This window comes from Buchnera aphidicola (Nippolachnus piri), assembly GCF_039383305.1.
Lineage (GTDB): Bacteria > Pseudomonadota > Gammaproteobacteria > Enterobacterales > Enterobacteriaceae > Buchnera_F > Buchnera_F aphidicola_AZ.
The window spans coordinates 357,823-382,029 of sequence record NZ_CP135009.1 but is presented as its reverse complement, the minus strand read 5'-3'; the positions used below and the strand labels follow the sequence as shown (position 1 = coordinate 382,029).

The 24,207-nt window shown below is 25.5% G+C and carries 40 protein-coding genes and 1 tRNA gene; 39 read left to right on the top strand and 2 right to left on the bottom strand.

Annotated elements, in window-relative coordinates:
- The first annotated feature begins 23 nt into the window (after positions 1-23).
- The 37 genes from trpS to rplQ all read left to right on the top strand — a co-directional run bounded on the left by trpS (position 24) and on the right by rplQ (position 21,345).
- Positions 24-1,031: a tryptophan--tRNA ligase gene (trpS, locus tag RJT25_RS01835; RefSeq protein ID WP_343126512.1), complete on the top strand. Its 1,008-nt coding sequence runs from the start codon at positions 24-26 to the stop codon at positions 1,029-1,031.
- A 166-nt stretch (positions 1,032-1,197) separates the two neighbouring features.
- Positions 1,198-1,956 (top strand): FKBP-type peptidyl-prolyl cis-trans isomerase, encoded by a 759-nt coding sequence (locus RJT25_RS01830; RefSeq protein ID WP_343126511.1) that lies wholly within the window; start codon positions 1,198-1,200, stop codon positions 1,954-1,956.
- A 53-nt stretch (positions 1,957-2,009) separates the two neighbouring features.
- Positions 2,010-2,396 (top strand): sulfurtransferase complex subunit TusD, encoded by a 387-nt coding sequence (gene tusD, locus RJT25_RS01825; RefSeq protein ID WP_343126510.1) that lies wholly within the window; start codon positions 2,010-2,012, stop codon positions 2,394-2,396.
- A 24-nt stretch (positions 2,397-2,420) separates the two neighbouring features.
- On the top strand, positions 2,421-2,783 hold the full coding sequence (gene tusC, locus RJT25_RS01820; RefSeq protein ID WP_343126509.1) for a sulfurtransferase complex subunit TusC: 363 nt from the start codon (positions 2,421-2,423) through the stop codon (positions 2,781-2,783).
- A gap of 5 nt (positions 2,784-2,788) precedes the next feature.
- On the top strand, positions 2,789-3,076 hold the full coding sequence (tusB, locus tag RJT25_RS01815) for a sulfurtransferase complex subunit TusB (protein ID WP_343126508.1): 288 nt from the start codon (positions 2,789-2,791) through the stop codon (positions 3,074-3,076).
- 94 nt (positions 3,077-3,170) lie between these two features.
- Entirely contained in the window at positions 3,171-3,545 is a 375-nt protein-coding gene (rpsL, locus tag RJT25_RS01810) for a 30S ribosomal protein S12 (protein WP_343126507.1), read from the top strand.
- 17 nt (positions 3,546-3,562) lie between these two features.
- A complete protein-coding gene (rpsG, locus tag RJT25_RS01805; protein ID WP_343126506.1) occupies positions 3,563-4,033 on the top strand; it encodes a 30S ribosomal protein S7 in 471 nt (156 codons plus the stop codon).
- A gap of 86 nt (positions 4,034-4,119) precedes the next feature.
- Entirely contained in the window at positions 4,120-6,231 is a 2,112-nt protein-coding gene (fusA, locus tag RJT25_RS01800; protein ID WP_343126505.1) for an elongation factor G, read from the top strand.
- A 66-nt stretch (positions 6,232-6,297) separates the two neighbouring features.
- On the top strand, positions 6,298-7,482 hold the full coding sequence (tuf, locus tag RJT25_RS01795; RefSeq protein WP_343126504.1) for an elongation factor Tu: 1,185 nt from the start codon (positions 6,298-6,300) through the stop codon (positions 7,480-7,482).
- 170 nt (positions 7,483-7,652) lie between these two features.
- Complete coding sequence (rpsJ, locus tag RJT25_RS01790) at positions 7,653-7,964, top strand: 30S ribosomal protein S10 (protein ID WP_343126503.1); 312 nt, start codon at positions 7,653-7,655, stop codon at positions 7,962-7,964.
- Between the two features lie 32 nt (positions 7,965-7,996).
- Positions 7,997-8,626, top strand: coding sequence for a 50S ribosomal protein L3 (gene rplC, locus RJT25_RS01785; protein ID WP_343126723.1), 630 nt, complete (start codon positions 7,997-7,999; stop codon positions 8,624-8,626).
- 22 nt (positions 8,627-8,648) lie between these two features.
- Complete coding sequence (gene rplD, locus RJT25_RS01780) at positions 8,649-9,254, top strand: 50S ribosomal protein L4 (protein ID WP_343126502.1); 606 nt, start codon at positions 8,649-8,651, stop codon at positions 9,252-9,254.
- The gene (gene rplW, locus RJT25_RS01775; RefSeq protein ID WP_343126501.1) at positions 9,251-9,550 is read left to right on the top strand and encodes a 50S ribosomal protein L23; all 300 of its coding nucleotides are present in this window, start codon (positions 9,251-9,253) and stop codon (positions 9,548-9,550) included. Before rplD ends, rplW begins: the two co-directional genes overlap by 4 nt.
- A 24-nt stretch (positions 9,551-9,574) precedes the next feature.
- The gene (gene rplB / locus RJT25_RS01770) at positions 9,575-10,399 is read left to right on the top strand and encodes a 50S ribosomal protein L2 (protein WP_343126500.1); all 825 of its coding nucleotides are present in this window, start codon (positions 9,575-9,577) and stop codon (positions 10,397-10,399) included.
- A gap of 11 nt (positions 10,400-10,410) precedes the next feature.
- The gene (gene rpsS, locus RJT25_RS01765; RefSeq protein WP_343126499.1) at positions 10,411-10,695 is read left to right on the top strand and encodes a 30S ribosomal protein S19; all 285 of its coding nucleotides are present in this window, start codon (positions 10,411-10,413) and stop codon (positions 10,693-10,695) included.
- A gap of 16 nt (positions 10,696-10,711) precedes the next feature.
- On the top strand, positions 10,712-11,047 hold the full coding sequence (gene rplV / locus RJT25_RS01760; protein ID WP_343126498.1) for a 50S ribosomal protein L22: 336 nt from the start codon (positions 10,712-10,714) through the stop codon (positions 11,045-11,047).
- A 15-nt stretch (positions 11,048-11,062) separates the two neighbouring features.
- Positions 11,063-11,764, top strand: a complete 702-nt coding sequence (gene rpsC / locus RJT25_RS01755; protein ID WP_343126497.1) for a 30S ribosomal protein S3 — start codon at positions 11,063-11,065, stop codon at positions 11,762-11,764.
- An 18-nt stretch (positions 11,765-11,782) separates the two neighbouring features.
- Positions 11,783-12,193 (top strand): 50S ribosomal protein L16, encoded by a 411-nt coding sequence (rplP, locus tag RJT25_RS01750; protein ID WP_343126496.1) that lies wholly within the window; start codon positions 11,783-11,785, stop codon positions 12,191-12,193.
- A 2-nt stretch (positions 12,194-12,195) separates the two neighbouring features.
- Entirely contained in the window at positions 12,196-12,393 is a 198-nt protein-coding gene (gene rpmC, locus RJT25_RS01745; RefSeq protein WP_343126495.1) for a 50S ribosomal protein L29, read from the top strand.
- Positions 12,390-12,653 (top strand): 30S ribosomal protein S17, encoded by a 264-nt coding sequence (gene rpsQ / locus RJT25_RS01740; RefSeq protein ID WP_343126494.1) that lies wholly within the window; start codon positions 12,390-12,392, stop codon positions 12,651-12,653. The genes rpmC and rpsQ overlap by 4 nt, the downstream gene beginning before the upstream one ends.
- A 128-nt stretch (positions 12,654-12,781) precedes the next feature.
- Positions 12,782-13,153 carry a 50S ribosomal protein L14 gene (rplN, locus tag RJT25_RS01735; protein WP_343126493.1) on the top strand — a complete coding sequence of 124 codons (372 nt, stop codon included), beginning with the start codon at positions 12,782-12,784 and terminating at the stop codon, positions 13,151-13,153.
- A gap of 14 nt (positions 13,154-13,167) precedes the next feature.
- A complete protein-coding gene (gene rplX, locus RJT25_RS01730; RefSeq protein ID WP_343126492.1) occupies positions 13,168-13,485 on the top strand; it encodes a 50S ribosomal protein L24 in 318 nt (105 codons plus the stop codon).
- A 13-nt stretch (positions 13,486-13,498) separates the two neighbouring features.
- Positions 13,499-14,038, top strand: a complete 540-nt coding sequence (rplE, locus tag RJT25_RS01725; protein ID WP_343126491.1) for a 50S ribosomal protein L5 — start codon at positions 13,499-13,501, stop codon at positions 14,036-14,038.
- A 20-nt stretch (positions 14,039-14,058) separates the two neighbouring features.
- Positions 14,059-14,364 carry a 30S ribosomal protein S14 gene (gene rpsN, locus RJT25_RS01720; protein ID WP_343126490.1) on the top strand — a complete coding sequence of 102 codons (306 nt, stop codon included), beginning with the start codon at positions 14,059-14,061 and terminating at the stop codon, positions 14,362-14,364.
- Positions 14,365-14,424: 60 nt separating this feature from the next.
- A complete protein-coding gene (gene rpsH / locus RJT25_RS01715; protein ID WP_343126489.1) occupies positions 14,425-14,817 on the top strand; it encodes a 30S ribosomal protein S8 in 393 nt (130 codons plus the stop codon).
- Between the two features lie 24 nt (positions 14,818-14,841).
- Entirely contained in the window at positions 14,842-15,381 is a 540-nt protein-coding gene (rplF, locus tag RJT25_RS01710; protein ID WP_343126488.1) for a 50S ribosomal protein L6, read from the top strand.
- Positions 15,382-15,394: 13 nt separating this feature from the next.
- Positions 15,395-15,748, top strand: coding sequence for a 50S ribosomal protein L18 (gene rplR, locus RJT25_RS01705; RefSeq protein ID WP_343126722.1), 354 nt, complete (start codon positions 15,395-15,397; stop codon positions 15,746-15,748).
- 15 nt (positions 15,749-15,763) lie between these two features.
- On the top strand, positions 15,764-16,258 hold the full coding sequence (gene rpsE, locus RJT25_RS01700; protein WP_343126487.1) for a 30S ribosomal protein S5: 495 nt from the start codon (positions 15,764-15,766) through the stop codon (positions 16,256-16,258).
- Positions 16,259-16,267: 9 nt separating this feature from the next.
- Entirely contained in the window at positions 16,268-16,450 is a 183-nt protein-coding gene (gene rpmD, locus RJT25_RS01695; RefSeq protein ID WP_343126486.1) for a 50S ribosomal protein L30, read from the top strand.
- A gap of 2 nt (positions 16,451-16,452) precedes the next feature.
- On the top strand, positions 16,453-16,899 hold the full coding sequence (gene rplO, locus RJT25_RS01690; protein ID WP_343126485.1) for a 50S ribosomal protein L15: 447 nt from the start codon (positions 16,453-16,455) through the stop codon (positions 16,897-16,899).
- An 8-nt stretch (positions 16,900-16,907) separates the two neighbouring features.
- Positions 16,908-18,224: a preprotein translocase subunit SecY gene (gene secY / locus RJT25_RS01685; protein WP_343126484.1), complete on the top strand. Its 1,317-nt coding sequence runs from the start codon at positions 16,908-16,910 to the stop codon at positions 18,222-18,224.
- Between the two features lie 40 nt (positions 18,225-18,264).
- Positions 18,265-18,381: a 50S ribosomal protein L36 gene (rpmJ, locus tag RJT25_RS01680; RefSeq protein WP_343126483.1), complete on the top strand. Its 117-nt coding sequence runs from the start codon at positions 18,265-18,267 to the stop codon at positions 18,379-18,381.
- Between the two features lie 84 nt (positions 18,382-18,465).
- The gene (rpsM, locus tag RJT25_RS01675) at positions 18,466-18,822 is read left to right on the top strand and encodes a 30S ribosomal protein S13 (RefSeq protein ID WP_343126482.1); all 357 of its coding nucleotides are present in this window, start codon (positions 18,466-18,468) and stop codon (positions 18,820-18,822) included.
- A gap of 26 nt (positions 18,823-18,848) precedes the next feature.
- Positions 18,849-19,241 (top strand): 30S ribosomal protein S11, encoded by a 393-nt coding sequence (rpsK, locus tag RJT25_RS01670; protein ID WP_343126481.1) that lies wholly within the window; start codon positions 18,849-18,851, stop codon positions 19,239-19,241.
- A gap of 31 nt (positions 19,242-19,272) precedes the next feature.
- The gene (rpsD, locus tag RJT25_RS01665) at positions 19,273-19,893 is read left to right on the top strand and encodes a 30S ribosomal protein S4 (RefSeq protein WP_343126480.1); all 621 of its coding nucleotides are present in this window, start codon (positions 19,273-19,275) and stop codon (positions 19,891-19,893) included.
- 28 nt (positions 19,894-19,921) lie between these two features.
- Positions 19,922-20,911: a DNA-directed RNA polymerase subunit alpha gene (locus RJT25_RS01660; RefSeq protein WP_343126479.1), complete on the top strand. Its 990-nt coding sequence runs from the start codon at positions 19,922-19,924 to the stop codon at positions 20,909-20,911.
- Positions 20,912-20,967: 56 nt separating this feature from the next.
- Entirely contained in the window at positions 20,968-21,345 is a 378-nt protein-coding gene (gene rplQ / locus RJT25_RS01655) for a 50S ribosomal protein L17 (RefSeq protein ID WP_343126478.1), read from the top strand.
- A gap of 104 nt (positions 21,346-21,449) precedes the next feature.
- On the opposite strand, the gene fmt is transcribed toward rplQ, so the two are convergent.
- On the bottom strand, positions 21,450-22,391 hold the full coding sequence (gene fmt, locus RJT25_RS01650; RefSeq protein WP_343126477.1) for a methionyl-tRNA formyltransferase: 942 nt from the start codon (positions 22,389-22,391) through the stop codon (positions 21,450-21,452).
- Between the two features lie 47 nt (positions 22,392-22,438).
- Positions 22,439-22,888, bottom strand: coding sequence for a peptide deformylase (gene def / locus RJT25_RS01645; protein ID WP_343126476.1), 450 nt, complete (start codon positions 22,886-22,888; stop codon positions 22,439-22,441).
- A gap of 224 nt (positions 22,889-23,112) precedes the next feature.
- Here def and aroE point away from each other — a divergent pair, with 224 nt between their 5' ends.
- Together aroE and RJT25_RS01635 are read left to right on the top strand one after the other, a co-directional pair.
- Entirely contained in the window at positions 23,113-23,949 is an 837-nt protein-coding gene (aroE, locus tag RJT25_RS01640; RefSeq protein WP_343126475.1) for a shikimate dehydrogenase, read from the top strand.
- Between the two features lie 94 nt (positions 23,950-24,043).
- A tRNA-Glu gene (locus tag RJT25_RS01635) sits at positions 24,044-24,115 on the top strand.
- Positions 24,116-24,207: the final 92 nt, after the last annotated feature.

The following is a 24,207-nucleotide window of genomic DNA, read 5'->3' as shown; positions in this document are numbered from 1 at the left end:
CTGAAGAATCTTAAGGGTTTTTTATGCAAAATTCTTTTAAAAATGTAATTTTTACTGGTATTCAACCGTCTGGAATGTTAACTTTAGGAAATTATTTAGGTACTATGCAGTATTGGAGAAATTTTCAAAATTTTTCAAAATGTTACTTTTGTATTGCTGATTTACATGTATTAACTAATTGTTTAACAAAAAAAATTAATTTTTTAAAAAATTCTATTTTAGATACTTTATCTTGGTATTTGGCTTGCGGTATTAATCCTGAAAAAAGTATTATTTTTGTACAGTCTGATGTAGTACTTCATACTCAATTGTATTGGATATTAGGATGTATGAGTTCTTTTGGAGAGTTATCTCGAATGACTCAATTTAAAAGTAAATTATTATTACAACCTAAAAATGTAAATTTAGGATTATTGAATTATCCTGTATTAATGGCATCTGATATTTTATTGTATCAAACGAATTTGGTATTAGTAGGGGAAGATCAAAAACAACATTTAGAGTTTACACAAAAAATTGCAAAACGTTTTAATAAAATTTATGGAAAAATTTTTGTGATTCCAAAAATTTTTATTCCTAATTTAGGGAAAAAAATTATGGGTTTACAAAATCCTTTATTAAAAATGTCTAAAACAAATAAAAACGTGAATAATGTAATTTTTTTAAGTGATTCAATAGAAGTTGCTTTATTAAAAATTAAAAATTCTGTAACAGATTCAGATACTCCTCCTCAAATATTTTATAATCCTTCTATAAAACCTGGAATTTCTAATTTATTAATCATTGCATCTTTGTTAAGTAAGAATAGTATTTCTGTTTTAGAAAAAAAATTTAAAAATTATACGTATCAACAATTTAAAGAATCTGTTTCTGAGATTTTAAAAAAATTTTTAATTCGTATACAAAAATTATATTTTTTTTATAGAAAAAATGAATCGAAATTATATAAAATTTTAGAGAAAGGATCTTATATTGCGAATTTAAATTCTCAAAAATTTTTTAAAAAAATTCGGAAAAAAATTAATATATAAAATTTTTATAATGTTAATTTTTTTTATATTTTATTTTTAAAAGAAATCAAATATTTTAAGAATATATATAATTTAATTTTTTAATTTTTATAAATTTTAAAATAAATTTTTATAAAAATTTTAAATTTTAATATTTTAAATGATTTTTTTAGAAGGATTGTAATATATGTATTATTTAAAAGTAATTTTAGGTATTTTTTTAATATCTTTAAGTTTTCAAAATTTTGTTTATGCTTCAGAAATACAAAAAAATATTATAAAAAAAGATATTCCTGAATATAATATGTTACCAGAAGTACATACATCTGAAGATAAAATGTTGTATTCTGTAGGAGTATCTTTTGGGCAAATGATTGTAAATTTTTTACATCAATCTTTATACAAAAAAATTATTACTAAACCTTTTATAGTATATATGGGTTTATGGGATGCGTTATTACATACCGTTAAATTTTCTCAAGAAGAAATTAAAGATTTTTTACAAATTTTTTCAGAAAAAGTTGAAGTTGAAAATAAAAATTTAGAAGAAATTTTGGAAAAAAAACTTTTAAAATTAGATAAAAAATATTTACAGCAATTCTTAAAGAACAAAAATGTAAAAATAAGTACATCAGGAATTTTATATCAGATCAAAAAAGTTGGAACAGGCTCTAATATTAATTCAGATTCAAAATTAGTAGTACATTATAAAGGTTTTTTAGTAGATGGTACAGAATTTGATAATTCTTATAAAAATGGTGGCCCTCTTCAGTTAACTTTAAATCAAATTATTCCTGTTTGGAAAGAAAGTATTCAATTATTAAAAAAAGGTGGAAAAATTATTTTAGTAATACCATCAAATTTATCTAATAAAATGATTAGAATTCCTGGTATTCCTGCATCTGCAACTTTAATTTTTGAAATTGAAGTATTAGATGTTTTATAGTTTTTTTTTAAAAAAAAAATATAACATTTTTATGCAGAAAAAAAGAATTTAATATGAAATATATTTTAACTGTTTCTGGCCCTCCATATGGTACTCAAAATGCAAATTCTGCATTATTATTTGCCCATTCTGTAATCTTGAAGAAACATACGTTAAGGAGTATTTTTTTTTATTCTTCTGGAGTATATCATTCCAATAGTATGATTTTTCCATCGAAAGATGAATTAAATTTTTTAAAAAAATGGTCAAATTTATTTTTAATTTATCAGGTAAATTTGTATGTATGTGTAAATTCTGCTTATCAACGAGGAATTTTACCCAAAAAAATAGCATTAAAATTAGGTTTTTTAGAAGGAAATTTTTCAAAATTTTTTAAATTGGTAGGTTTAAGCGTGTTATCTTTTGAAATTCAGAAATGTGATCGTTTTTTACAATTTTAATTATAATATACAATAATATTTATTATGAAAAAATCAATAGCATTTGTTTTCTCTAATTCTCCATATGGGAAATATATTAGTTGTGAAGGTATAAATATAATTTTGTCTTTGGCGATAGGTATTAAAAATATTGGAATTTTTTTTATTGAAGATGGAATTTTACAATTATTAAAATCTCAAAAACCTGAAATTTTTTTTTTAAATAATTATGTTTTTTTATTTAAGATTTTACCTACATTTAATATTTGTAATTTTTTTTTTTGTTTGCAATCTTCTCAAGAACGCGGTATTTATAATGATAAAAATTTTATTATTAAAGGAAGTTTTTTAAAAGAAAACGAAATAAAAGAAAAAATTCATCAATTTGATATTATATTTAAATGGTAAAAAAAATGTTACATATTTTATTAAGTTCTCCATTTCAAATTTCTATAAATTCTTTAAAAATTTTTTCACGGGTTTCTGATGAGTTACTCTGTATACAAGATGGAGTTATTTTAGGGCTTAAAGATAATATATTAAGAGAAAAAATAGAAAAATTTTTTAAAAAAGTTTATTTTTTACAAGAAGATTTAAAAACTAGAGGATTATTAAAATTTGTATTTTTTGATATTAAAATTATAAATTTTTTAGAATTTGTTACATTAACTGAAAAACATAAAATTAATATGACGTGGTAAAAATTATTTTTTTTTAAATATTTTTTTAAAAAATATATATTTAAAGAATTTTTTAATTTAAAATTATATTTTAAATATTTTATATGGAGTAAAAATGTCTACTATTAATCAATTAGTTAGAAAATTTCGAAAACAAAAAAATAGTAAAAGTAATGTTCCAGCATTATCACAATCTCCTCAAAAAAGAGGAGTGTGTATTCGTGTATATACTACGACTCCTAAAAAACCAAATTCAGCTTTACGGAAAGTTTGTCGGGTAAGATTAACGAATGGATTAGAAGTAACTGCATATATTGGAGGGGAAGGACATAATTTACAAGAACATTCTGTGATTTTAATACGAGGAGGTCGTGTTAAAGATTTGCCTGGAGTTAGATATCATATTGTTCGAGGTGCTTTAGATTGCGCCGGTGTAAAAGATCGTAAAAAAAGTCGTTCAAAATATGGTGTTAAAAAACCAAAAATATAAAATTATAGGAGTATTAGATGCCTCGTCGTCGTATTATTGGAAATAGAAAAATTTTATCTGATCCTAAATTTAAATCAGAGTTGTTGGCAAAATTTATTAATATTTTAATGATGGATGGTAAAAAGTCTATAGCTGAATATATTGTATATACTGCATTAAAAAATGTTTCTAAAAAAATACATAAAAAAGAATTAGAAAGTTTTGATTTAGCATTAGAAAATGTTAAACCATTAGTAGAAGTTAAATCTCGTCGTGTTGGAGGATCTACTTATCAAGTTCCAGTTGAAGTACGTCCAATTCGTAGGAATACTTTAGCAATGCGATGGATTATCTTGGCTGCAAGGAAACGACATGATAAATCTATGTTTTTAAAATTAACTTATGAATTATTAGATGCGATTGAAAATAAAGGAGCTGCTGTAAAAAAAAAAGAAGAAGTACATAAAATGGCTGAAGCAAATAAAGCTTTTGCGCATTATCGATGGTAAATTATATTAAAATTATCTGTATACTGGAAAAATTTGTATAAAATATATAATAAATATATTTTATATTGTGTTTTTATAGGAGATTTATGGTTCGTAAAACGCTTATTACTCAATATCGGAATATTGGAATTAGTGCTCATATTGATGCCGGTAAAACTACTACTACCGAAAGGATTTTATTATATACAGGAGTAAACCATAAAATTGGAGAAGTTCATGATGGTACTGCTACAATGGATTGGATGGTTCAAGAACAAGAGCGCGGTATTACTATTACTTCTGCAGCTACTACAACGTTTTGGTCTGGAATGTATAAACAATTTTCAGCACATAAAATTAATATTATTGATACTCCTGGTCACGTTGATTTTACTATAGAAGTAGAACGTTCTATGCGTATTTTAGATGGTGTAGTTATGATTTATTGCGCTGTTGGAGGTGTACAACCTCAATCAGAAACTGTTTGGAGACAGGCTAATAAATATAATGTTCCTCGTATTGCTTTTATTAATAAAATGGATCGTATGGGTGCTAATTTTTTTTCTGTAGTTAAACAAATTAAACTTTGTTTACATACTTTAGCTATCCCTATACAACTGCCAATAGGTACTGAAGAAAAATTTGTTGGAGTAATAGATTTAATTAAAATGAAAGCAATTAGATGGTGTGAAACTGATCATGGAATGACTTTTCAATATTCTGATATTCCAAAATTTTTAGAAAAAAAAGCGCAGAAATGGCATATAAATTTAATTGAAGCAGCAGTAGAATTTGATGAAAATTTAATGTCGAAATATTTAAATAATCAAATTCTTTCAGAAGAAGAAATTAAAAAAAGTTTAAGATCTGGAGTTTTAAAAAATAAAATAACTTTAATTACTTGTGGGTCTGCGTTTAAAAATAAAGGTGTGCAGACGTTATTAGATGCTATTATAGATTTTTTACCATCTCCACAAGATGTACCTTCGATTCAAGGATATTCAAAAGATAATAAAAAAGATTTAATTTTAAGAAATTCTTCTGATGAACAACCTTTTTCTGCTTTAGCGTTTAAAATTGCTAGCGATCCTTTTGTTGGGAATTTAACTTTTTTCCGTGTATACTCAGGAATTGTTCATTCGGGAGATACTGTTTTAAATTCAGGTAAATTACATAAAGAAAGATTTGGACGAATTGTTCAAATGCATGCAAATAAACGTGAAGAAATTAAAGAAGTAAGAGCAGGAGATATTGCTGCAGCTATTGGTTTAAAAAATGTTAGTACTGGTGATACATTATGTGATTTAGAAAATTCTATTATTTTAGAAAAAATGGATTTTCCTGAACCTGTGATTTCTATAGCTGTTGAACCTAAAACTAAAATTGATCAAGAAAAAATGGGATTGTCTTTAAATCGATTAGCTAAGGAAGATCCCTCTTTTCGTGTATATACAGATAGAGAATCTAATCAAACTATTATTTCTGGAATGGGAGAGTTACATTTAGAAATTATTATAGATCGTATGAAACGTGAATTTGGTGTGGAAGCAAATATTGGAACACCTCAGGTGGCATATAGAGAAACTATTAAAACTAAAATTTTAGGGATTGAAGGTAAACATATTAAACAATCAGGTGGTCGAGGGCAATATGGTCATGTTGTATTAGATTTATTTCCTAGATCAAAAGAAGAATCTAGTTATACTTTTATTAATGATATTAAAGGTGGGTCTATTCCTAGTGAGTATATTCCAGCAATTAATAAAGGGATTCAAGAACAATTAAAATCTGGACCTTTAGCAGGTTATCCTGTAGTTGATGTTGTAATACGTTTATATTATGGGTCTTTTCATGATGTAGATTCATCAGAATTAGCATTTAAGTTAGCAGCTTCATATGCTTTTAAAAACGCTTTTAAAAAAGCTACTCCTATTTTATTAGAACCGATCATGAAAGTAGAAATTGAAACTCCTCAAAATTATATGGGAGATGTTATTGGAGATATTAATCGTCGCCGAGGAATAATAGAAGGAATGTCAAATGATATCATAGGTGATAAAAAAATACAAGCGATTATTCCTTTATCTGAAATGTTTGGTTATGCGACAGATTTAAGATCTCAAACACAAGGAAGAGCATCATATTCTATGGAATTTTTAAAATATTCGGAAATTCCAAAAATTTTATCTGAAAAAATTATAGAATTGAGAAAAAAATAATTTTTTTAAATTTTTTAAAATTTTTGTTTAAATTTTTATATACATTTATTATAAAAGGAAAAAATAGTGTCTAAAAAAAAGTTTGAGCGTATTAAACCTCATATTAATGTAGGAACAATTGGTCATGTTGATCATGGAAAAACGACTTTAACAGCAGCTATTACAACTGTTTTGTCAAAAAAATTTGGTGGTTTAGCTTGTGCATTTGATCAAATTGATAATGCTCCAGAAGAAAAAGCTCGTGGTATTACAATTAATACGTCTCATGTTGAATATGATACTGAATTACGTCATTATGCTCATGTCGATTGCCCTGGTCATGCTGATTATATTAAAAATATGATTACAGGAGCTGCTCAAATGGATGGAGCTATTTTAGTAGTTGCAGCTACAGATGGTCCTATGCCTCAAACTCGTGAACATATTTTATTAGGAAGGCAAGTAGGTGTTCCTCATATTATTGTTTTTCTTAATAAATGCGATATGGTAGATGATGAAGAATTATTAGAATTAGTTGAAATGGAAGTACGTGATCTTTTAACTCAATATGATTTTCCTGGTGATGATATTCCTATAGTTCGAGGGTCAGCTTTAAAAGCTTTAGAAGGTGATAAAGTATGGGAAAATAAAATTTTAGAGTTATCTCATTTATTAGATACTTATATTCCAATTCCTAAACGAGCAATTGAAGATCCTTTTTTATTACCAATTGAAGACGTTTTTTCGATTTCAGGTCGCGGTACTGTAGTAACTGGTAGAGTAGAGCGTGGAATTATTCATGTGGGTGAAGAAGTTGAAATTGTAGGAGTCCGTAATACTGTAAAAACAATTTGTACTGGTGTAGAAATGTTTCGTAAATTATTAGATGAAGGACGTGCAGGAGAAAATGTAGGAATTTTATTAAGAGGTACTAAAAGAGAAGAGATAGAACGTGGTCAAGTATTAGCTAAACCTGGTACTATTAAACCGCATAGTAAATTTGAATCAGAGGTATACATTTTATCGAAAGAAGAAGGAGGTAGACATACTCCTTTTTTTAAAGGATATCGTCCTCAATTTTATTTTAGAACTACAGATGTAACAGGATCTATTACATTACCTGAAAAAGTAGAAATGGTAATGCCAGGAGATAATATTAAAATGTCAGTTAAATTAATACATCCTATTGCTATGGCGGAAGGTTTAAGATTTGCAATTCGTGAAGGGGGTCGTACTGTTGGTGCGGGTATTGTAACTAAAGTAATAATTTAATTATTTTTTTATAGAATAAAAAGATATTCAAGTAATAAGGATCATCAAGACAAGAGTATTTTTTACTCTTTTCTTGATTTTAAAAATTTTATATTTAAAAATTTAAAATTATATTTTTTAATAAAATTTTTAAAATTTTGATTAAAAGTAAGTGTAAAGGTGAAGTATTTATGCAAAATCAAAGAATACGTATTAAATTAAAAGCATTTGATCATCGTTTAATTGATCAATCTACAGTTGAGATAGTTGAAACTGCTAAAAGAACAGGAGCGCAAGTTCGTGGTCCTATTCCATTGCCTACACGAAAAGAAAGGTATACTATTTTAGTTTCTCCACATGTAAATAAAGATGCTCGTGATCAATATGAAATTAGAACTCATAAACGTTTGATAGATATAGTTACACCAACTGAGAAAACCGTAGACGCTTTAATGCGTTTAGATCTTGCTGCAGGTGTAGATGTTCAAATTAGTTTAGGGTAAAAATAAAATTTTTGAAAAGAGAAGATATAAATATGATGGGTTTAATAGGAAGAAAGATTGGTATGACTAGAATTTTTATTGAAAATGGTAGTTCAATACCTATTACTGTTATTAAAATAAAAAAAAATGTGATTACTAATATTAAAAGTATGAAAAAAAATTTATATACTGCGATTCAAGTCACAACTGGTGTGAAAAAAGTTCAACGTATTAAAAAACCAGAAGCTGGTTATTTTTTGAAATTAGGATTAAGAGTAGGTTGTGGGTTGTGGGAATTTCGATGTGAGGATATTAAAAATTTTTATATAGGACAGGAATTATCTGTAAAATATTTTTCAAATTTAAAGTTGGTAGATATTACGGGTATTTCAAAAGGTAAAGGTTTTAGTGGAACCGTAAAACGTTGGAATTTTAGTATGCAAGATGCTACACATGGAAATTCTTTATCTCACAGAGTTCCTGGATCTATTGGGCAAAATCAGACGCCAGGCAGAGTTTTTAAAGGAAAAAAAATGTCTGGTCATTTAGGAAATATGCAAGTTACTATACAAAGTTTAAAATTAATAAAAATTGATATTAAAAATAATTTAATTTTTGTAAAAGGTAGTGTACCAGGGGCAGTTAATGGATATTTAAAAATTCGTCCTTCAATAAAAGTATAATTTTTTTATGAGGTAAATATATATGGATATTGTTTTACAAGATACGCAAGAAAAAATATTAATAAAAAATAAAAAATTTTTTAAAGTTTTTAATACTTCTTTAGTACATCAAATTATTGTAGCTTATTTAGCTAGAAGACGGCAAGGTAGTAAAGCTCAAAAAAATAGATCGGAAGTTTCTGGTTCTGGTCGGAAACCATGGCGTCAAAAAGGAACAGGAAGAGCGCGAGCAGGATCTTTACGTAGTCCTTTATGGAGATCGGGTGGTGTAACTTTTGCTTCTAAACCTAGAAATTTTATACAAAAAATTAATAAGAAAATGTATCGTGGTGCTTTACAGAATATTATTTCTGAATTAATTAGACAGAATAGATTAATTTTATTTGAAAAATTTTATATTGAAGAACCGAAAACTAAAATTTTATTAAAGAAATTAATAGATTTACAGTTAAAAAATGTCTTAATTATAACTTTAGATGTTGATCAATATTTAGTACGCGCTTCTAAAAATTTATTTAAAGTTAAAATTATTACTGTAAAGAATTTAGATCCAGTTAGTTTAATTTCATATCCTAAAGTACTAATGGTAAAAAATGCTTTTAAATATCTTGAGGACTTTTTAATATGATTAATGAAGAACGATTATTAAAGGTATTAATTATGCCTCATATTTCTGAAAAATCTTCATATAATATGAAAAAACATAATATAGTTGTATTAAAAGTTTTAAAAAATGCTACTAAATTTGAAATTAAAACTGCAATACAATATTTATTTCGAGTGACTGTAAAAAAAGTTAATACAATGATTATGAAAGGAAAGAAAAAAAAACAAAAAAATGTTATATATAAAAGAAGTAATTGGAAAAAAGCGTATGTTATGTTAAAAACAGGTCAAAATTTAGATTTTATGGGTTTAAATTAATTATATTTTAATAAGGAGTTTTTTTTGACTATTGTACATTGTAAACCTACATCACCTGGTCGTCGGCATATGATTAAAGTCACAACACCTAATTTATATAAAGGTCGTCCTATGTCCTCTTTAATTTCTTCTAAAAAAAAAACAGGTGGAAGAAATAATAATGGACGAATTACAACAAGACATATTGGTTCAGGTCATAAGAGATATTATAGAAAAATAGATTTTAAAAGGATAATAGATAATATTGATGCAATTGTACAAAGAATTGAATATGATCCGAATCGGTCTTCTCATATTGCTTTAATATTGTATAAAAATGGAATTTATAAGTATATTTTAGCTCCAAAAAATTTAAAAATAGGAGATGTAATTTCATCTGGTTCTTCTGTTCCTATTAAAATTGGTAATTCTTTACCGTTAAAAAATATTCCAGTTGGTTCTATAGTTCATAATGTAGAATTAAAAGCAGGTAAAGGAGGTCAGATTGCTCGTTCCGCAGGGAGTTCCGTTCAATTAGTATCTCGTGATAGTAAATATGCTACGATGCGTTTAAAATCTGGAGAAATAAGAAAAATTCATATATTATGTCGAGCTACTTTAGGTGAAGTAGGAAATATTGAACATATGTTAAAATCTTATGGAAAAGCAGGGGCTTCTAGATGGCGAGGGATTCGTCCTACTGTACGTGGAACAGCTATGAATCCTGTTGATCATCCGCATGGTGGTGGAGAAGGTAAAAATTTTGGAAAACATCCTGTTAGTCCATGGGGATTTCAAACAAAAGGTAAAAAAACTAGAAAAAATAAACGTACTGAAAAATTTATTATTCGACATTGTCGTAATAATTAGGAGATATAATTATGCCTCGTTCTTTAAAAAAAGGTCCATTTATAGATCATCATTTATTAAAAAAAGTGAAATTTTTTTTAGAAAATAAAGAAAAAAAACCGATAAAAACTTGGTCTCGTCGTTCTACTATTTTTCCAAATATGATAGGAATTACTATTTTAGTGCACAATGGAAAATTTCATATTCCTGTTTTTATTACTGAAGAGATGGTTGGTCATAAATTAGGTGAATTTTCTATGACTAGGACTTTTAGGAGTCATTCGGCAGATCGAAAAACTAAAAAAGTTGCAAAATAAATTTAAGAGGATAGATATGTCTATTTTTGCAAAATATAAAAAAATTCGTTCTTCACCTCAAAAAATGAGATTAATTGTAAATATTATACGCGGTAAAAATGCGTTAGAAGCATTAAAAATTTTAGAAAGTATTAATAAAAAGTCATCTTATATATTAAGAAAATTATTAAAATCAGCTATTTCTAATGCAGAACATAATTATTCTTTAAAATTGGCTACTCTTTTTATTTCTAAAATTTTTGTAGATGCAGGCCCTACAATGAAACGTATGTTACCTAGAGCTAAAGGACGTGCAGATAGAATTTTAAAACGTACAAGTCAGATTACTATGATCTTATCTTGTGTAAAGTAATTTAAAGAGGTTTTTATGGGTCAAAAAGTACATCCTAATGGTATGCGTTTAGGAATTATAAAATCTTGGAATTCTGTTTGGTTTGCTAGTAAAAGAGAATTTTCTAATTATTTGGAAAGTGATTTTCAAGTACGTAATTTTTTGATGAAGAAATTATCTAAGGCTTCTATTTCTAGAATTGTAATAGAAAGACCAGCTAAAAGTATTCGTATTACTATTTATACTGCACGTCCTGGAATTGTTATTGGAAAAAAAGGAGAAGATGTAGATAAATTAAGAAAATTTATTGCAAAAATGACTACTGTTCCGGTATTAATTAACATTTCTGAAATTAAAAAACCAGAATTAGATGCAAAATTAGTCGCTGATAATATTACTTCTCAGTTAGAGAGACGAATTATGTTTCGTCGAGCGATGAAAAGAGCAGTTCAAAATGCTATGCGGCAGGGAGCTCAAGGAATTAAAGTAGAAGTGAGTGGTCGTTTAGGAGGAGCTGAAATTGCTCGACGTGAATGGTATCGAGAAGGCAGAGTTCCACTACATACTTTACGTGCTAATATTGAATATAATACGTCTGAAGCTCATACTACGTACGGGGTTATAGGAGTTAAAGTTTGGATTTTTAAAGGAGAAATATTAGATGGAATGCCATTATTTTTAAATCAAGAAAAAAATGTAGGAAATGTTAAAAAAAATTTACGTCGATCTCGTAAATAAATGTATGGAGTTTTGAATATGTTACAACCTAAACGTACAAAATTTCGTAAAATGCATAAAGGACGTAATCGTGGTTTAGTTATAAATGATAAAATTCATTTTGGAGATTTTGGTTTAAAAGCTATTGAAAGAGGTCGTTTAACGTCTCGTCAAATTGAATCAGCTAGGCGGACTATGACGCGTTATGTTAAACGATTAGGAAAAATTTGGATACGTATTTTTCCAGATAAACCTATTACACAAAAACCTTTAGAAGTGAGAATGGGAAAAGGTAAAGGAAATGTAGAATATTGGGTGTCTTTAATACAACCAGGAAAAATTTTATATGAAATTAAAGGAATTACAGAAGAAGAGTCTCGAGTTGCTTTAAAATTAGCTGCATCAAAATTACCTATTAAAACAATATTTGTGACAAAAATGGTAATCTAAATATGTTAAAATTTCAACAGTTAAAATTAAAATCTATAGAAGAAATAAAAGTATTGCTTTTAGATTTTTTAAGAGAAAAATTTAATTTGAGAATGAGAATTTCTTCTGGAAAATTAAAACAAACTCATTTATTACGTAAGGTTCGTAGAAATATTGCTCGTTTAAAAACTTTTCTTGTTTATAAGGTAAAAAATTCGTGAGTTCTAAAAAAAATGTTTTAGAAGGTGTGGTGATTAGTAATAAAATGCAGAAAACTGTGGTAGTTATTGTCAATCGTAGGATTAAACATTCTGTATATAAAAAAATTGTTCAAAAACGTACTAAATTTTATGTACATGATGAAGAAAATATTTGTATGATTGGAGATTTAGTAAAAATTTTTGAATGTCGTCCACTTTCTAAGTTAAAATCTTGGAAATTATTACAAATTGTTAAAAAATCTTCTAATAATATTGTTTAAGTATTAAAAAATACAGAAGACATGAAGTTTTTTAAAAATTTTTTTCATGTCTTCTATACAATTAGTAAAATATTATATTATTTTGATATTGTATTTGATATTATTATTTTTATAAGGAAAAAATATATATGATTCAAGTTCAAACTGTTTTATATGTTGCTGATAATTCTGGGGCTCGTTTAGCTATTTGTATAAAAGTTTTAGGTGGATCTCGTCGTAGATATGCGAGTGTAGGAGATATAATAAAAATTGCAGTAAAAGAAGCTATACCGAGGGGTAAAGTTAAGAAAGGGGAAGTATTAAAAGCAGTGATAGTACGTACTAAAAATTCAATTTCTAGAATAGATGGATCAGTTATTCGTTTTGATAGGAATTCGTGTATTTTATTAAATAACACTACTGAACAACCTATTGGTACTAGAATTTTTGGACCTGTTACACGTGAGTTACGTATAGAAAAATTTATGAAAATTATTTCATTAGCACCAGAAGTTTTATAAAAAAAGGAATGTTTATGGCAGCTAAAATACATAATAAAGATTTTGTGATTATAATATCAGGTCGGTGTAAAGGAGAAACAGGTTTTATTAAGAAAATTGATTATAGTAATAAAATGGTGTTTATAGAAGGTGTTAATTTAGTTTTTAAACATCAAAAATCAGTTCCTGAACGTAATCAATTAGGAGGAATTTTAAAAAAAGAAGCCCCTATTCATATATCGAATATAGCTTTATTTAACAAAGAGATTAAAAAAGCTGATAAAGTTTTTTTTAAATTTTTTAAAAAAAAACGACAAAGATTTTTTAAATTAACAAAAACTTTGGTGGAATAAAAAAAGAAAAATTATGTCTAGATTGTTAAAATTATATTATGATTCGGTAGTTCCGAATTTAGTTAAAAAATTAAAATATACAAGTATTATGGCAGTTCCTAAGATTGAAAAAATAGTGTTAAATATGGGAGTTGGAAAATCAGTTATTAATAAAAAAAATTTAGATTTTGCATGTCAAGATTTGATGAAAATTTCCGGTCAAAAACCTTATATAACACGTGCTAAAAAATCTATTGCAAGTTTTAAAATTCGTAAAGGGTATCCTATTGGATGTAAAGTTACTTTACGGGGATTAAGAAAATGGGATTTTTTGGATAAATTAATTACTGTTGTTATACCACGTATTCGAGATTTTAGAGGTTTGTCGCAAAAATCTTTTGATGGATTCGGGAATTATAGTTTAGGAATTAAAGAGCAAATTATTTTTCCAGAAATTGAGTATGATAAAATTGATAGTTTAAGAGGGTTAAATATTACGATTGTGATTAATTCTCATACTAATCAAGAGAGTTATGAATTATTAAATCAATTTAATTTTCCATTTCGTAAGTAAAATGAAATAAGAAGGATAATATGGCTAAAAAATCAATGCGAGAACGTGAAAAAAAACGTATTAAATTATCTAAAAAATTTTTTTTATTACGTTTAAAATTAAAAAAAATTATTTTAAATCAGACTAGTACAGAAAAAGAAAAATGGGAAGCTATGTTAAAATTACAAAAATTTCCTAGGGATTCAAGTCCTACGCGTCAAAGAAATCGTTGTCGGCAGACAGGAAGGCCTCATGCTTTTTTAAGAAAATTTGGTTTAAGTCGTATAAAATTACGTGAAGCAGCAATGCGTGGTGAAATTCCGGGATTAACAAAAGCTAGTTGGTAATTTTTTAGTATTTAAAAATTGAAAATTTTGTAAATATATAATTTTAAAGTGAGATATATAATGAGTATACATGATCCTATTTCTAATATGTTAACTAGTATACGAAATGGACAAAAATCTAATAAAATTTTTATTAAAATACCTTATTCAAAATTAAAAAAAAATATTTTGAAGATTATGCAAGAAGAAGGATATATAGAGAATTTTTTAATTACTTCTATGATTAAAAAAGAAATTCAGATATATTTTAAGTATTTTCAAGGAAAACCGGTTATAGAAAAAATTTATAGATTAAGTAAACCAAGTTTACGTAAATATAATAAAAGAAAATCAATTCCTTATTCATTAGAAGGATTAGGGGTTGTTATTCTTACTACTTCTCAGGGAGTTATGACTGATAGAAAAGCTCGTATTTTAGGTATAGGTGGAGAACTTCTGTGTGCTATAGAATAATTTTTTAATAATATAGAGGAAAATATGTCTCGTTTAGCAAAAGTACCTATAAAAATTCCAGAAGATATAAAAATTTCGTTAGATATAAATCAAGTTATTGTTACCGGAAAATATGGAACATTAATGCAAAAATTACATAAGAATATTATTTTAAAAATAAATCAGGGTTTTTTAATTTTTAGGAGTCGAAATCTTAACAACAAAAAACAATGGATGCAAGCAGGTACATGTAAATCTTTAGTGAAATCTATGATTTATGGTGTTACTAAAAGATTTGTAAAAAAATTACAATTTTTAGGTGTGGGTTATCGTATTTCTTTAGAAGGAGCTCATTCTTTAAAAATGTTATTAGGTTTTTCTCATCCTATAGTGTATAAATTACCATTAAATGTATCTGTTTTGGTTGTATCTCAAAACGAATTAGAATTAAAAAGTTGTAATAAGCAATTAGTTGGACAAGTAGCTGCTAACATACGTTCTTTTCGTATACCTGAACCTTATAAAGGAAAAGGAATTCGTTATTTTGATGAAAAAATACGGTTAAAAGAGGCTAAAAAAAAATAATATGAAAGGATTTTTGAATAAAAAAATTAAAAGAATACGTAGGTATAGAAAATTAAGAAAAAATTTGCAAAAATTTTCTTTATTACGTTTTGTAGTTTTTCGTAGTTTAAGGCATATTTATGCTCAAATTATTTGTAGTACTACGGCATTTGTACATGTAAGCGCATCTACTGTAGAAAAAGATTTTCAAAAAGAATTATTATATTCTGGAAATAAATTAGCTGCTCGGTTTATAGGAATTTTAATTGCTACTAGAGCTTTAAAAAAAGGAATTAAAAAAGTTTCTTTTGATCGTTCTGGATTTAGATATCATGGTCGTATTAAAATGTTAGCTGATTCAGCTCGAAATACTGGTTTAATTTTTTAATATTATAGAGGATATATGGAAAAAAAATTATTTGGAGATTTAAAAGAAAAATTAATTACTGTGAACCGTGTTTCGAAAACAGTAAAAGGGGGACGTATTTTTTCTTTTACAGCTTTAACAGTAGTAGGAAATGGAGAAGGTCGTATTGGCTTTGGATATGGTAAAGCTAGAGAAGTTCCAGCTGCTATTCAAAAGTCTATGGAAAAAGCTCGTAGGAATATGATTTTAATTTATTTATTTAAACATACTTTATATCATCAAGTATATGGAAATCATACAGGATCTTTAATTTTTATGAAACCTGCTTCTGATGGAACAGGTATTATTGCTGGAGGTGCTATGAGATCTGTTTTAGAAGTAGTAGGAATTCATGATGTATTAGCTAAAACTTTTGGATCTACAAATCCAATTAATGTAGTACGGGCTACTATAGATGGTTTAAAAAAACTGCGTTCTCCAGAGATGGTTGCTAAAAAGCGTGGAAAAAATTTAAGTGAAATATTAGGATAAAATTATCTAATGAAATATATAAAAATTATGCAAGTTAAAAGTCAAATTGGACGTTTACCGGTACATAAAGCAACAATGTTAGGTTTAGGTTTACGAAAAATTGGTGATGTAGTAGTTAGAGAAAATACAGAAGCAATTCAAGGAATGTTAAAAAAAGTAAATTATATGATTAAAATTATAGGAGATTCTTAAAAATGAATTTAAATTCTTTTATTTTGTCTATTAAAAAAAAAAATAAAAAAAGAGTTGGACGCGGTATTGGATCTGGATTAGGAAAAACTAGTGGGAGAGGTCATAAAGGTCAAAAATCTAGATCAGGAGGCAAAATTAGAAGAGGGTTTGAAGGTGGACAAACACCTTTATATCGTCGTATTCCTAAATTTGGATTCGTATCTAAAAAAAAGAAAAGTACTATAGAAGTAAAATTATCACAATTATTAAATGTAGAGGAAAATTCTTTAATTAATATTTCTTTTTTAAAAAAAAAAAAAATTATAAAACAAAATATAAAATTTGTAAAAATTATTAAGTCATATTTTTTTAAAAAGAAAATTATTATTGAAGATCTCAAAATTACAAAAGGAGCTAAAGAATTATTTGAAGCATGTGGAGGAAAAATTAAAAATTCTAATATAGTATGAGCAAAAATATGAATAAAAAAATAAATATTACAAGTTTACAAAGTTTAAAAAAAAAAATTTGGTTTGTTATAATTTCAATTTTAATATTTCGTATTGGTTCTTTTATTCCTATTCCCGGAATTAATGCATATGTTTTACAAAATTTTTTAGCAAAAAAAACGAATGGAACATTTTTAGATATGTTAAATATGTTTTCGGGAGGTTCTTTAAGTCGTTCTTCTATTTTTGCGTTAGGTGTAATGCCTTATATTTCTTCGTCTATCATTATGCAATTTTTAACTTTTTTTATTCCTTTTTTTAAAAGAATGAAAAAGGATTTAATATATGGTCAAAATAATATCGAAAAATATACAAAATATATAACATTGTGTTTATCTTTAATTCAAGCTTTTAGTTTATTAATGGGATTGCCATTTATTCCGGGTATGGAAAATATTTTATTAGAAAAAAGTCTTTTTTTTTATTTGCTTTCTAGTATTAGTTTGGTTACTGGAACTATGTTTTTAATGTGGTTAGGTGAATTAATTACTGCAAATGGTTTAGGAAATGGTATTTCTGTTATTATTTTTATTGGAATAATTTCAAAGTTGCCTAGTTCTATTTTTAAAACTTTAGAGAGATTTCAAGATAAAAAAATACAATTTTGGACATTGTTATTAATTATTATATTAATTTTTTTAGTAATTTTTCTAGTGATTTATATTGAAAGAAGTCAGAGAAAAATTTTAGTTTTTTATTCAAAAAAACAGAGTAATTGTAATATAGGGATTTCACGAAATAGTTATTTACCATTAAAAGTAAATATGTCTGGAGTGATGCCTTCTATTTTTGCTTCTAGTTTAATTTTATTTCCAACGATTTTTATGACTTATTTAGGGCATTTTTTTCATTGTAAAAAATGGATTTTTTTTTTAGTTTCTTTTTTAAGACCTCATCATATAATATATTTAATTTTATATGTAATTTTTACAGTTTTTTTTTGTTTTTTTTATACAGGTTTTACATTTAATGTTGTAGAAGTTTCAAATAATTTAAAAAAATCTGGTGCATTTTTACCTGGGATTCGTCCTGGACCTAATACCGCTAAATACATTAATAGAATAGTTTTTCGTTTAACGTGTTTAGGATCTTTTTATATTGTTAGTATTTGTATATTACCAGATTTAATTCGATATTTTTTTCACGTTCCTTTTTATTTTGGAGGAACTTCTTTGTTAATTGTAGTATCAGTTATTATTGATTTGATTTCTCAGATTCAAACTTTATTACTTTCAATGCAATATAAATCTTTATTAAAAAAATCAAATTTATATTTAAAAAATTAATTTTTAGAGGATTAATTTATTATTTTTTATAAGAGGATATATGAAAGTACGTACTTCTGTGAAAAAATTTTGTCGTGATTGTAAAATTGTGCGTAGGAAGAGAGTTATTAGAGTAATTTGTTTAAATAATCCTAAACATAAACAACGTCAAGGATAATATATTTATTTTTTTAGGAAAATTTATATTCGTAAAAATTAATTATAAAATTTTTATAGTAATTATTTTTAAAGGAAAAAATTAATGGCTCGTATTTCTGGAGTGAATATTCCGGATCATAAACATATATTAATTTCTTTAATGTCAATTTATGGTATAGGAAAAACACTTTCAAAAAAAATTTGTATTTTAGCTGGTATTAAATTTTGTAAAAAAGTTAGTACTTTAGATATTCAAGAACTTGAAAATTTACGAAAAATTATTTTGCATTATGTTGTAGAAGGTGAATTAAGACGTAAAAATTCTATTAGTATAAAAAGATTAATGGATTTAGGATGTTATCGTGGTTTACGTCATCGTAAACATTTACCCGTTAGAGGTCAAAGAACTAAAACAAACGCACGTACTTGTAAAGGTCCTAGAAAATTAATTAAAAAATAAAAATTTTAAATAGGAAAATATTTTATATGTCAAAGATTATTAAAGGGCGTTTAAAAAAACGAATTAAAAAACAAATTTTGGAAGGTATAGCATATATTCATGCTTCATTTAATAATACTATTATTACTATTACAGATCGAATAGGTAATACATTAGGTTGGGCTACTGCGGGGGGTTCTGGTTTTCGGGGTTCAAGAAAATCTACTCCATTTGCGGCGCAAGTTGCAGCAGAACGTTGCTCAGAACTTGTTAAATCTTATGGAATTAAAACATTAGAAGTAATGGTTAAAGGACCAGGTCCAGGTAGAGAATCTACAATTCGAGCATTAAATATGGCTGGTTTCAAAATTACTAATATTACAGATATTACACCTATACCTCATAATGGATGTCGTCCACCAAAAAAAAGAAGAGTATAACTCTTATAATTTCACAGGAAGAATATAATAAATGTCTAAATATTTAGGTCCAAAATTAAAGTTAAGTCGTCGTGAGGGTACTGATTTATTTTTGAAATCAGGAGTAAGGTCGATTGAATCTAAATGTAAATTAGATAAAGCTCCAGGACAGCATGGAGCTAGAAAATCTCGTTTATCAGAATATGGAATTCAGTTACGTGAAAAACAAAAAGTACGTCGTTTGTATGGTATTTTAGAAAAACAATTTAGAAATTATTTTAAAAAAGCTCTAAATTTAAAGGGAAATACCGGATATAATTTGTTGTGTTTATTAGAATCACGATTAGATAATATTATATATCGTATGGGGTTTAGCGTGACTCGATCTGAAGCTCGTCAAATTATTAGTCATAAATTAATTTTAGTAAATAATATTATAGTAAATATTCCTTCTTATCATGTTTTTCCTGAAGATAAAATTTCGATTCGAAAAAGTTCGAAGAAACAAGTTCGTATTTTAGCAGCTTTAGAATTATTTCGTGTACGTGAACCCATTCATTGGTTAAGTGTTGATCATAAAAATATGGAAGGGGTTTTTCAGAAATTACCTGAACGTAGTGAGTTATCAGCAGAAATTAATGAACATTTAATTATTGAGTTATATTCAAAATAAAAATTTAGAGTTTATTTAGAGGAAGAGGATGTCTAATTTTGTAAAAGATTTTTTAAAACCTCGTTTAGTAGATATTGAGAAGTTAAGTCCTACACATGTAAAAGTTACTTTAGAACCTTTAGAACGTGGTTTTGGATATACTTTAGGAACTGCATTGCGAAGAATTTTATTGTCTTCTATGTCGGGTTGTGCTGTTACAGAAGTTGAAATTGAAGGAATTTTACATGAATATATGGTTAAAGAAGGTATTCAAGAAGATATATTTGAAGTTTTATTAAATTTAAAAGGATTATCTATAAAAATTTTTGATCGAGATACAGTTGTATTAACAGTTAAAAAACAAGGTGTAGGTCCTGTGTATGCTTCAGATATTACAGAAGATCCTTCTATTAAAATTTTTAATCCATTACATATTTTATGTCATTTAACTTGTCCTAAAACTACAATTTTTATGAGAATTACTGTATCTCGAGGGAGAGGGTATAGTACTGCTTTTTCTAGAAAAAAAATGAATATGGATAGTAATATTATAGGAAGATTATTTGTGGATGCATCATATAGTCCTATTGAAAGAATTTCATATAGTGTAGAATCTGCTAGAGTAGAACAACGTACAGATTTAGATAAATTAATTATAGAAATGGAAACTAATGGTACAATTGATCCTGAAGAGGCTATTCGTAGTGCTGCTACTATTCTTTCAGAACAATTAGAATCTTTTGTAGATTTAAGGGGGGTAAGAGAACCAGTTGTTTTAGAAGAAAAATTAGAATTTGAACCGGTACTATTACGTCCTGTAGATGATTTAGAATTGACAGTACGTTCGGCTAATTGTTTGAAAACAGAAAAAATACATTATATTGGAGATTTAGTGCAGAAAACAGAAGTAGAATTATTAAAGACACCTAATTTAGGTAAAAAATCATTAACAGAAATTAAAGATGTATTAGCATCTCGTGGATTATCTTTAGGAATGAAATTAGAGAATTGGCCTCCTGTAGATTTGTTAGAGATTTAATGTGAAAAAAGATATTTATATATTGTATGTCAGAATAAAAGAAGGATAATATTATTATGCGTCATAGAAAAAGTGGACGTTTGTTAAATCGAACTCGTTCTCATTTAAATTCTATGTTTCGAAATATGTCATGTTCATTATTAAAATATGAATTTTTGAAAACTACATTACCAAAAGCGAAAGAATTACGACGTTTTGTTGAGCCTCTAATTACATTATCTAAAATAGATACAGTTTCTAATCGTCGTTTAATATTTTCTCGTATTTGTAATTCTGAAATAGTTAATAAATTATTTACAACATTAGGTCCTCATTTTAAGGAAAGAAAAGGTGGATATTTACGAATTCTGAAATGTGGTTATAAAAAAGGAGATAATACAATTTTAGCATATATAGAATTAATAGATCGTTTTCAAAAAAAAAAAATAACTTAAAGAATTTTTTTAAAACTTAAAATATTTTGAAATTTTGAAAGAATTTTTTTTTGTAAAAAACGGCATTTTTATGCCGTTATTTAAAAAATTTTTAAATAAATTTTTTATAAAATTGTTCCTGGTAAGAACCATTTTTTTTTAGAATTTAAAATGTCGGAAATATATAAAGGTTTTTTATTTTGAATTTGAATTTTTTTTAATATTAATATGTTTTTTTTTGTATTGATATAAATTCCTTTTTTATTGGCTTTTATAATTTCACCTATTTGTAAATTTTTATTTTTTTTTATATTTTGGGTTTTTGTTTTAAGTACTTTAATTCGAATTTTTTTTATAAAAAAAAAACTGTTGGGAGAAGGGTAAAATGCACGAATTTGTCTATCTAATTTTTTTGCAGAATGAGTCCAATAAAGTTGTGTTTGTTTTTTAAAAATTTTTGGAGCATAAGTAATTAATTTTTTATTTTGATAATTAGAATATGGAGTGATTTTTTGTGCAAAAATAGATAAAATTTGATGAAGAATATTTAAAGATAAAATAACTAATTTTGCAGATAACGTACTATATGTTTCTTTTTTTTCTATAGGGCATTTTAAAGAACAAATAATTTTGCCTGAATCAAGATTTTTATTCAGAAAGAAAGCGCTAACACCAGTTTCTTTTTTTCCTAATAAAATAGCCCACTGAATTGGAGCTGCTCCCCTTAATTGTGGTAGTATAGATGCATGAAAATTTATAGCTCCTAAAGGAAATAATTTTAAAATTTTTTCTGGAATTAATAATCCATATGCGACTACAATTAATAGATCTGCTTTAAATTTATGTATAATTTTATAAGTTTTGGAATTTTCTAAAGTATGAAATGTAAAATAAGGAATATTATATTTTTTAGAAAATTTTTGAATATCATTATTTTTTTTAAATTTTTTGATTTTTTTAGTTAAAATTGCTTTTATTTTATGTTTTGTAAAAGAAATGTTTTTAAGATGCATGAAAGAAAATTGTGTAGATCCCGCAAAAATAATTTTTATTTTTTTTTTTCTCATAGATTTTTAGTAATATTGTTAAAATTATGATTTATATTATTATAAAATTATTTTAAATAATCTATAAATAATTTACCTATTAGGTGATCCATTTCATGTTGAATACAAATAGACAATAATTCTTGAGTATTTAAAATTATCTTTTTTCCATAATAATTAATAGCTTTTAATTTTAAATTATTATATCTTTTTAAAAATGCAGTTTTATTTGGAATAGATAAACATCCTTCTTCAAATTTTTTTGTGATTTTTTTTTTTTTTAAAATTTTTGGATTAATTAATATTAAATTTTTTTTATGTGGAAAAATAGGACTAATGACAATAATTTGTTTATGAACATTAATTTGAGGAGCCGCTAATCCTAATCCTTGATAAGCATACATAGTATCTAACATATCATGAATTATTTTTTTAATATTTTTATCAACTTTTTTAACAGGTGTTGCTATAGTTCTTAGTTTTAGATTTGGAAATTTTAAAATTTTTTGAATAGTCATTTTAATATTGATTTAATATGAAATATTTAGAATAAATTTTTTTAAAAATAATATTTTTTATTTTATAAAAAAAATTTTAAAAAAATAAATAATTTATATAATAATAAAAAATATTTTAGCATATAATTTTTTAAAAATATATAAGTATTCTATATTGGTTAGTAACGTTTTATAAATATTAATTTTTTAACATTTTTTTTAAAAGGAGTTTAATAATTATTTTTATGTCTAATATTTCTCCTGTTTTTGTGATTGGGTTATTTGGGAATCCTGTACAACATTCTTTATCTCCGATTATTCATAAACATTTTTCTTTACAAATAAAAATTTTATATATGTATAAAACATTTTTATGTACTGAAAAAAATTTTTTTAGTAATATTTCAAATTTTTTTAAAAGAAAAGAAAATATTGGTGCAAATGTTACTGTTCCATTTAAAAAAAAAGCTTATAATTTTTCAAAAAAATTCTTATATTATTCAAAAAATTCTAGTACAGTTAATACATTACTTAAAATATCTTCTACTCTAATATTAGGAAATAATACAGATGGAATAGGTTTAGTATATGATTTAAAACGTTTAAAATTTTTTAAAAAAAAAAATTATGTTTTGTTATTAGGTGCTGGTGGTGCTGCAAAATCAGTTATTTTTGCATTATTACAAGAAAATTGTATTATATATATTTTAAATAGAACAATAAAAAATGCAAAGTTATTAGTACAATATTTTTCTCAATTTAGAAATGTTTTTCTTTTTCAATATGATAAAAATATTTTTTTTGATATAATAATTAATGCTACATCTAGTGGTATATTTCATTTATCTCCAGATTTTCCTTGCGATATAATACATAAAAAAATATGTTGTTATGATATGTTTTATTGTAAAAAAAAAATTTTAACTAAATTTTTATTACGTTGTAAATCATTAGGCGCTCAAAGAATATCTGATGGAATTGGTATGTTAGTATCTCAGGCTGCATTTTCTTGTTTACATTGGTTTGGAAAAATTCCAAATATTTTAAAAACGATTAATTTTTTAGATAATTTAAGAAAATAAAATGTGTTAAATATTTTTTTTAAAAAATAATAAAAAAAGACTTGACTCTTTTTATTCATTCTGTAACATATTTAATTAATAGTAAATATATTTTGTCTCCTTCGTCTAATGGTTAGGACATCGCCCTTTCACGGCGATAATAGGGGTTCAAATCCCCTAGGAGACAAAAATTAAAAAAGATTTTTATGTACTTCTTTAAAATAATATGTTAATATTTTAAAAGTTTAAATTTATACAAATTATGTAGTGTTCTTTAAA